Raw genomic sequence first — 8,791 nt, forward strand, 5'->3', positions numbered from 1 at the left:
GGTCAGCGCCGCTGGTGCGCGTTCGTCGATCTTTGGTGAGGTGACGGTCGGTTCAGAATTTGGATCCGGATTGAGCTCGGGCCGTACTCTGGGTGGCACACTTGGCCTCAAGATCGAGTTCTGAACGGATGTGCTGTTTGATCTCTCGCTCTCAGCGTTGTCGGGCCGTGCTGGCGGCAATTGGTCTTTGCGCGGTGGTGGCAGAGAGCTCTGCGCAGGAACCCAGTTCTCTTTCAGAAACTTATGGCAGCTGGACAGTGCATTGCAGGGCTGCTCAAGTTTCCGATGACACCGACACCCGGAGGATCTGCCAAGTATCACAGGAGCTTGTTCAACCGGAAACCGGAAAGCGGATTATTTCTGCAGCGTTTACAACAGATTCATTCAAGATCACTCTTATCACACCATTTGGCTTGCTGCTTCGGGAAGGTGTCGGGCTGTCGGCGGGGGAGACGGACTTGCAAGTCGCCTCCTTCACGACCTGTCTTGCCTCCATCGGTTGTGTTGCAGAGCTCGAGTTGGAAACTGACGACCTGATGGCTTTGCAGTCTTCTCAGACACTCACCGTTCTCATGGTGAACCGCGACGGCCAGAAACTGCAGGCGAACCTGTCCCTCGACGGCTTTAGCGACGCCGCCAAGAGATTAGAGAGCATTAAATAGTGTTGGACAGATCGATACCCGTCCACACTTAGGCCGCGTGTCTTGCTCTGTTAGTCGGCATGACCTGTGCGGTGAACGTTTTTAACAATGGGAGAGCCCCGAATGGCATATATCAGTGAGCTTCACTATTCGAACGCCTACGCTGGTTCATCCGGCGTTTCGGAATTCCTTGAAGTGGCATTGAGCCCAGGGGAGGATCCGGCTGACTTTACGGTCTCCTTTTATCAACACACCGGAGCTGTCGGCATTGAGATCAACCTCGCCGATCAAGGTGTTATTGCGACCTTTGATCCAGCTTCGGGTAAGACATACTACGTGATTTCTGAAGACAACTTTCCCATTCAGCTGACGGATCCGAACGGCGGGGGGCCAAACAATTACGAAGCCTACGCGCTGACCGACATCGGTGCCGATCCGGATGATGTCCTGAGCTTTTATGACATTGGTGGCGGAACTACGAACATCACCGCGGCAAACGGACTGGCTGCTGGTGTCACCTCGATCAACATCGACCCCCCGACAAGCGCCGGAGCCGCAACCTATTCGATTCAGTTCGAGGAAGGAAATCCCAACCCGATATTCCTGCCGGTCACACCGGGTGGGCCGGTTTGCTTCTGCAACGGGACGAGAGTCGCGACGCTTGACGGATCAGCCAAGGTGCAGGATTTGCAGGAGGGAGATGTGATACCCAACATGTCAGGGGATCACTGCGTTCTCAGGAAGATCCTGAGGCAACGGTACGGCTTAAAAGATCTACTGGCTGCTCCCGAACTGCGCCCAGTCCGCATCGTTGCAGGTGCCCTGGGTCGAGGACTTCCGGAACACGATCTTCTGGTCTCACGCCAGCATCGGATGCTGGTCTCCTCGAGAATTGCCGAACGGATGTTTGCAACATATGAAGTTCTGGTATCGGCAATCCTGCTAACGGAACTCCCAGGGATTTACGTCGACGAAACAGTAGAAAGCGTGGAGTACTTTCACCTCGTATTCGACCGGCACGAGATCATTCGGGCTGAAGGCGCACCAACCGAAAGCCTCTATCCGGGGCCACAGGCGCTGCTTTCTCTAAGCCCGGAGGCGCGCAAAGAAATACAAGCGATCTTTCCAGAGCTCACAAACCCTGAGTATTTTCCTGTTTCAGCGCGGCTGATCCCAAACCGCAAGCGTCAGAAACGGCTGATAACCCGCCTTAAGAAGAACTCAGTTCAACCTTATGCCGCGCGCCCACACCAATAGATACATACAATTGCAAGCCCTGTTTTCCGTTGTGTCAATAACGGTTGTAAGGCTCTAACGTAGTATGTGTTTCGGGTAAAAAAGTTGATAGTTTCAGTGCTTGTGTACATTCAGGAGCAACAGGATGCCGCTTCTTACTAACGGGGATTTCTCAAATGGCCTAACCGGCTGGACCGTCAGCGGTGCTGGACCAACTGCGCCCACGCATGATCCGATAAACAACCAAGTCGTGTTTGGAACAGGCAACAATGACGTTCAGGAGGGAGACCGCCTTGAACAGGAAGTCGCTCTGGAAGCAGGGCAGGAATACACCCTTACCTTTTCGGCCACCGAAATGGGCTCCGCCTCTGGGGGTTTCGGTTTGAATGTCGAACTGATTGATGTCAATGGAGCTGGCAACACTCAGTTTCTCGACTTCGTGTTGGTAACGAATGACGCGACAAACAGCGTTTCAATTACGTTCACATCAGATTTCGATGATCCAGTCTTGAGAATTCGTGGCGCCTTCGGGTTCGGCGGCGTCGACTCAATGCTCGTCCTCGATGATTTTGTCCTGACCTGTTTCGTCGAGGGAACGCGGATATTAACCCCTGGCGGATTGCGGTTGGTAGAAGATTTAGAGCCCGGCGATCTGGTTACATTGGAAAATGGTAAATCCGATCAGGTCAGCTACAGGGCGACCCGGCATGTCACACCGACCGAACTGCAAGCGCATCCGGAGTGGTATCCTGTCTGCATCAGCAAAGGCGCACTTGGACCTGATTGCCCTACGCGCGATTTGTGGGTTTCTCCAGCTCACAGGATGCTGATGTCCGGCAGCGGTGTTGAGCTTGCAACAGGTCTGGAACGAGGGCTCGCCCCCGCCCGCCAACTAGCGGCGTGCCTTGCAAGCGTTTTCCGCGACACAAACTGGCCGAACGGTGTGACCTACCATCATTTGCTCTTTACCGAACATCGTATCATATTTGCGGAAGGCGCGCCGACAGAGAGTTTTCACCCTGCCAAACCATGTATCTCCTCGCTGGATCTGGAGACCAAAGAGGAAGTAGAGGCGCTCTTTCCTGATTTGCTCTATGGTGGCAAAGCTGTTTCGCTCTCCGCACCCATTTTGAAGCATCACGAAATTCGCGCAGCTTTGGCTATGATGAACGCCTGATCCGAACGTGGGAAGGAACTCCAGACTTCGCAGCCGACTGTTCACTTTTAGGCTGTTCGAAGTTACTTCATTGGCTGGGAAGGACGTCAGATCGTGTCGACAGATCAGCGGCGTTCACGCGCAGGTAGATCTTGGCCATAGGAGCATCTCTTGAACAGCGCGAACCCGTCGCCGCGCCATCTTTTTTGCGCCACGTGGCCTGTTCCAGGCCATAACGGTTCAATTGCCAGAGGCATTTGAGCTGGTATCTCCGGGACCAACCCTCGTGGTTCCGATATGATCGACAGGGTTTTGTCGCAAACTCTTTTTGGATGGCAGAACATCTGTGGACTGATGCGCAGTTTATCCGTTCTTCGCTCTGCGCGACGCTTCTGACCCGTGAAGATTTCACGTCTGACCATGACGACGCACAACCGCAACAAGATTTTGGGCAAAAAACTTGAGATTTAAGCTGCACAGGCAGTAGAGGTTTCGCAATCGCATCGCTCTCGACTTGGCGCCCTTGTACCGTCAAACCCTCGCTACGGTTTGGTTTCTGGTCATTTCGGTGACGAGGTTTTGGCGCTCAAGAGCCTCCTATTCAGGCCCACACTACGTCGAGAGGCGGAAGGTGCAGCCTGGACACTTCGATGCAAAGCGGCAGGATCCCCGATCAGGATAACTTGTTTTGTCGCACGTGTGATGGCGGTGTAAATGAGCGAACGATCGAGGATCTTGGACTGGAAGACTGGAACAATAACCACTGGCCATTGCGATCCCTGCGCCTTGTGCACCGAGATTGCATGAGCAAGTTCGATGAAGTCTGCATCTTGGCTTGTCAGGTCGTGAACCTTCCCATCTAGTGAAGCGTGGGCAACTCCATCATACACGCTCTCAATCCGACCCAAGGAGCCGTTCATAAGCTCTCGGTCCCAGTCGTTCTGTGTCCAGATAATGGGATCTCCGCCCGCGACGTCTTTGCGACCGGGGAAGTACTCTGCGGCAGATATCTGATGCTTTGCGGCATGGAACTTGCTGTTGATGGCTTCAATGCCGGCTGGGCCTCGGCGAACGGGCGCAATGACTTGCACATCATCATTGTCGGCACCGTCCGCCAATAGTCGTGCGTATATGGATTGAAGTCGGGCCACCGCGTGGTCGGCACAGCATGGAGTGAACGTGACACCTTCGTCGAGGCCAGCAAAATCAGGCAGTTTGACAACCTGCCCATTCCGAACTGATTCCGCGATCTTGGGAATTCCGCTTTGGGCGGTCTGGCGCAAGACCTCGTCAAGATCAGTTCGCGGCACGGCATTGTCATTACAAAATGCGTGGAAGGTCAATCCAAAGCCGATGGGTGGTAGTTGGGCAGGGTCACCAACCAGCATGAGGCTTGCATCGCCGATGACCCTGAGAATCCGCCAGAGAAGCGGCAAGTCCACCATCGAAGCCTCATCGATGACAACGATATCCCCAGGAGCAATGGTTCTTCGCCCATCCCGTATCGACGCGAGGAACCCCGCGATTGTGCCAGCTGGAAACCCCGCACTTTGGCTCATACGTTGTGCTGCGCGTCCAGACAGCGCCATAAGGTGAAGCTGGCGTCCCTGCGCATGGGATATCTCGCATATCCCTCGTAGGGAAGTTGTTTTTCCCGTGCCTGCGTAGCCTGCCAGGATCATGATCCGCGATGTGAGACCAAGACGGATAGCTAAGCGTTGCTTATTGGTAAGAGAGTGGGGGCTGTTTCGTTCAAAAGTGGCAATCCGATTTTCGAGATCGTCACCAGAGTCGTTCGGAAGAGCGAGGTCGGAGAAAGGTGATTTCATTGCCGCTTCCAAAACCCATCGTGCAATCTCGGTTTCCATGACCGCCGCGCCATAGGGCTGCAAATCTTCACCGAGCCTGGCCGCACCACCACTGGCTAAGGCACGTTCAATCGTGTCTTCCCACGCATGGCTATCTTGAAGGCCAACGAGTTCGCTAGCAGCTCGGATTATCTTCTTAACCGGCACTGCGGTGTCGTTGCCATCAAGGTGCGCATAAAGAACCGCTTCGATGGCGGCGGCTCTGCGGCGTTGGTCGCCTGGCTGGACACCGAGTCGTTGAGCAATGCGATCAACAACATTCCAGGGTAGGAATGCCAGCAGGACAAAGGGATTATCCCTGAGCGCGTTAACAGCTTCACCACCCCAACACCGGGCGATTTTGATCGCAGTCCGAACGCCGACCTTTTCGTCAATTGCATGGTCCTGCAACCAACCGACGACGTCGACTTCATGTGCCTTGACTTTGTAGGCAATGAAGGCGGCTTGCGCGTTCTTTTCCCCGATGATCTCAGCAACTTGCGGGTCTTGGGCTGCAATAACATCTCGGAGGTGTTCGCCAAAGCGCTCTTCCAGTCGGGCCGCGAGTGCTGGCCCAATGCCCTGGAAGTCCTTGTCCATTGCCATGTATGCCGCAAACGCGCGGCTCGGGCGTGGAAGCGGTTTAGGACTCAGCCTCGCGTTGCTATTTTGTAAACGGATGTTCACTCGGGCTTCTCTGCAAACGAGGGGGCAGAAGACGATGGCGTCGACCGGCGTCCTCGTGCTATCAGTTCGTCATCAATGATTGCACGTCTGCGCAACAGCGCTTCCAAGCCGACGATACGGGCCCGCAGTTCGCTTATCTTCTTTTCCAGAGTACTGTTCCTTTTCTCTGCCTCGCGCAACTTGCCAACCGGGACCCAGTCGGAGCGGTCGCCGTCAAAGGGATCTTTGGAATCAAGGCTTCGTTCGGCGACTGCGGCCCCAATGAGGGCAACACACGCCGGATTTTTGTAAAGCACCTGCCGGTCGAAGCCGCAGGCGCGTGCAATTGCCGTAATGTTTGGTTTGCCGTTTCGAGATGGTATAGCATCGATGCTTGCCAGATAATTTTCGAGACGGGCGGCGTGCTCACGGCCTAGTTCGGCCCCGGATTTGGTCATCGTGATCTCCTAGTCTGCAGCTCCGTGGGATCGCGATTGATCGGGCTGAGCGGACGTTCGATGCGGCTCTCGGGCACCTGGTTAGCTTTCATTGCATTTACGAGCATCAAGTTTCGTTCAATGAGGGCGTCCCGTTCCGCCTGTAGCGTGGCCACTTCCGCTGTCAGTCGTTGGACCTGACCTTCTAGTTGCTCCATGCGGCGCGCCGACGGACGCCGGGATGGTGGTGGGCGGCATTCCTTCTCTGCAGTCTTCCGAGCGTCCAATGCCCGCTGGACTTCTTTACGTTTCCGGAGCACGTCCGGCTCTCGTCGGATGCCCCAGCGGGCTTCAAGGGCGTCGCAGATGTCGCGATAGGTGGGTACATCTTTGCGCCCCAGAATCCATTCTGTGAGCCAAACGATGTGTCTTTCGCGGAGTTGTTTGACGCCTTTCGTAGCCATACCGGTTTACCCCTTACTCTTATGGTCGGCAGAAACAGGCAGGCTGATCCGTGTCTTGCCGAAAGCAATCGTATCAAACTGCGGGAGGCGCTCAGGTCCAGAATCTGCGTTTCGCACAGCGGCACCATTCTCAACGTCATCGCTTTCTAGGATAGAAATCAGTTCTTCGAGGCGAGCGATCTTCCTTTCGAACAGAGCAAGCCAGCGGTCTTTGATCGGATAGCCGTTGGCCTTCTTTTTCAACGCGTTGTCGCGTAAAACCTTTTCATTTTCGAGTTCCGATTTGATGTTAGCCAGCTTACCTTCAGCCCCCTTAACACACACTAGGTGCTGGCAACTCAGGCATTTACCAAACATCCGGCATGGATCTTGACGGAGAGATTGCTGGCACCAGCCAAACTGGGTGGTGTGGGCAGTGTCCTTGACCAGCGACATTTCCCATGCCGCTCGATCGTCGATTTTGATAGCAGGAAGGCGCTCCGGTGCCCGTTTCGCCTTAATGCGGGCGACTAACTCCTCAGCCGTTTCGTGGTCGTAGGCGTTGTTTTGCGTAACCAGTCGCCGACCTGACCAAAGTGCGATGTCTGCCTGAGGCACGTTTGATCGCTGTGCCAGAGTGTTGAGATAGTGGCGGGCCATATGAGTTGTCAGTTCGAAGGCGGGTTCTTTTTGCGTCAAGGCCCCAGTGGAGTGGAAGACACTGGTTGCGCCGAGATCCCCGACCATGGCGCGTCGCACCTGATGATAGGTTAGACGTTGTGGTTTGTTCGGATTTCCAGCAGCATCACCGGTCGCTAATCCTTTTGGTATAACAAATAGCGCTTGATCGTAGTTCAGCTTGGGTTTTGTACAAAACTCAGGGAAGTCCTCTGGAACTTCAACGGTTTGGTCGCCAGCAAGATGCCTGTGCGCAGCCGCACGGGCAGGGTTCGTCAAAATTCGGATTCGGCGCAACGCTTCGCTGGCAATCGGTAGCATGGCCTCTGGAATATACTTAACCTGTGGTCTTCCACCTTTTTTCGGCCACCATCGGAGGCCGCCACGGAATCCATCTCCGGGATCGGACAAAACTTCGCAATCAGCTGGCAGCGAAAGCAATTCGTCGACCCGCATCGGGGCGCAACAGAGAAGTGCAAGGAGTGATGAGATGAGAATGTCCCGCGGCTTTTGTGCTTCACGATAAGCAAACCCGACCGCCTCGATTTCTCGAGACGTAAGTGACCGCCCCTGTTTTCTAGGTTTTATGCGGTTACGGTGGTTCTTGGTGTGAGAGATCGGTGGCTCCCAATCAAACGGCACATTGAGTAGATCGCCGTTATCCAATGCGTCGAAAACCCACTTCAAAGCGCTGGTTTGCTGACCAAGACTATAGGGACTTTTACTGTCGGTTGCGAGGGTTGCTGCGGTGTCATCGAACGCTTCAAGCGTGAGGTCACATGGGTGTTGAATGCCATGATTTTCTGCGACCGATGCTAGTTTGCGTAAACGCGCAATTGGCTTGCTATAGCGGCCAATCTGTTTCTCTTTTCCGAACGACTCAGCTATCCGGTGTACAACAAGCGCTCGAGCGAATTGGGCAAAAGCTCCTGACAGATTTTTATAGTTGATTGTTGGAACACGGCCAGCACGTTCAGGTTTTGCCAAGCCAGTGACATCCCATACCGTATCGTTCCAACTAAAGCTTGATGCCAGGATGAAGGGCAGGGCCTTTGCGCTTACAAGATAATCCTCAAAGTTCTGTTTTGCATCTGTCGAGCGCGGCTTGAAGGAAACTACCTTACCCATCGATACCGTCCTCGTTCTGGCGAATGCGCTCAAGGAGATCGCCGATAGCGACAATGGTTGGAATTCTGGTATCCGCAACCGATGAATGGCCGTCAGTTCGCAGCTTGTCCAATTCCTCGATCAATAGTTCCAGAAGGTCGGCGTGCGGCGCGTCGGACCATGCTCTGAACTTACGGCAAGTGTAGCAGGCCAGAGGCGCCACCCCAGCCTCAATCGCGTTGCATCCGCCTTTCGAACACGATCCCACTCCGTTGGCCTGTTCATTCAGGATCAGTTCGTTGGCCTGATTGTCTTTGGCGCTGGTTGTTACGCTACCAAGAAATCGATCTGCGATTGGAATGAAGGCCGTTCCGACGAGTTTCTCCATGCGTTGGAAGTGGCCAATTGCGGCATCCACGTATGGTTCGCAAGATGCTGGGCTACTATGCCCGGCGTTAGCCGCGATCTCGTCCGCGGTACATCCATTCATTGCGAGCATGGTCAAGTAAGTGTGCCGGTCCCGTCAGGCATATCCCGTAATTACACGCCCCGTCACGGGGCTGACCACCGCAAGTTTTTT

The 8,791-nt window shown here is 54.5% G+C and carries 7 protein-coding genes; 3 read left to right on the forward strand and 4 right to left on the reverse strand.

Going from position 1 to position 8,791, the window contains the following annotated elements; genetic code table 11:
- The first annotated feature begins 167 nt into the window (after nt 1-167).
- The 3 genes from ACR0I7_RS19785 to ACR0I7_RS19795 all read left to right on the forward strand — a co-directional run bounded on the left by ACR0I7_RS19785 (nt 168) and on the right by ACR0I7_RS19795 (nt 3,054).
- Entirely contained in the window at nt 168-662 is a 495-nt protein-coding gene (locus tag ACR0I7_RS19785; RefSeq protein ID WP_480514055.1) for an invasion associated locus B family protein, read from the forward strand.
- 102 nt (nt 663-764) lie between these two features.
- Nucleotides 765-1,898, forward strand: a complete 1,134-nt coding sequence (locus tag ACR0I7_RS19790; protein WP_480514057.1) for a Hint domain-containing protein — start codon at nt 765-767, stop codon at nt 1,896-1,898.
- A 124-nt stretch (nt 1,899-2,022) separates the two neighbouring features.
- A complete protein-coding gene (locus ACR0I7_RS19795; protein WP_480514059.1) occupies nt 2,023-3,054 on the forward strand; it encodes a Hint domain-containing protein in 1,032 nt (343 codons plus the stop codon).
- A gap of 539 nt (nt 3,055-3,593) precedes the next feature.
- Here the strand turns inward: ACR0I7_RS19795 and ACR0I7_RS19800 are convergent.
- The 4 genes from ACR0I7_RS19800 to ACR0I7_RS19815 form a co-directional block, all read right to left on the reverse strand.
- Nucleotides 3,594-5,480, reverse strand: a complete 1,887-nt coding sequence (locus tag ACR0I7_RS19800) for an AAA family ATPase (protein ID WP_480514061.1) — start codon at nt 5,478-5,480, stop codon at nt 3,594-3,596.
- 83 nt (nt 5,481-5,563) lie between these two features.
- Complete coding sequence (locus ACR0I7_RS19805; protein ID WP_480514063.1) at nt 5,564-6,004, reverse strand: hypothetical protein; 441 nt, start codon at nt 6,002-6,004, stop codon at nt 5,564-5,566.
- A gap of 449 nt (nt 6,005-6,453) precedes the next feature.
- Nucleotides 6,454-8,232 carry a hypothetical protein gene (locus tag ACR0I7_RS19810; protein WP_480514065.1) on the reverse strand — a complete coding sequence of 593 codons (1,779 nt, stop codon included), beginning with the start codon at nt 8,230-8,232 and terminating at the stop codon, nt 6,454-6,456.
- Complete coding sequence (locus ACR0I7_RS19815; protein WP_480514067.1) at nt 8,225-8,599, reverse strand: hypothetical protein; 375 nt, start codon at nt 8,597-8,599, stop codon at nt 8,225-8,227. The genes ACR0I7_RS19810 and ACR0I7_RS19815 overlap by 8 nt, the downstream gene beginning before the upstream one ends.
- Nucleotides 8,600-8,791 lie beyond the last annotated feature (192 nt).

The organism is Ruegeria sp. AM1 (genome assembly GCF_056540745.1).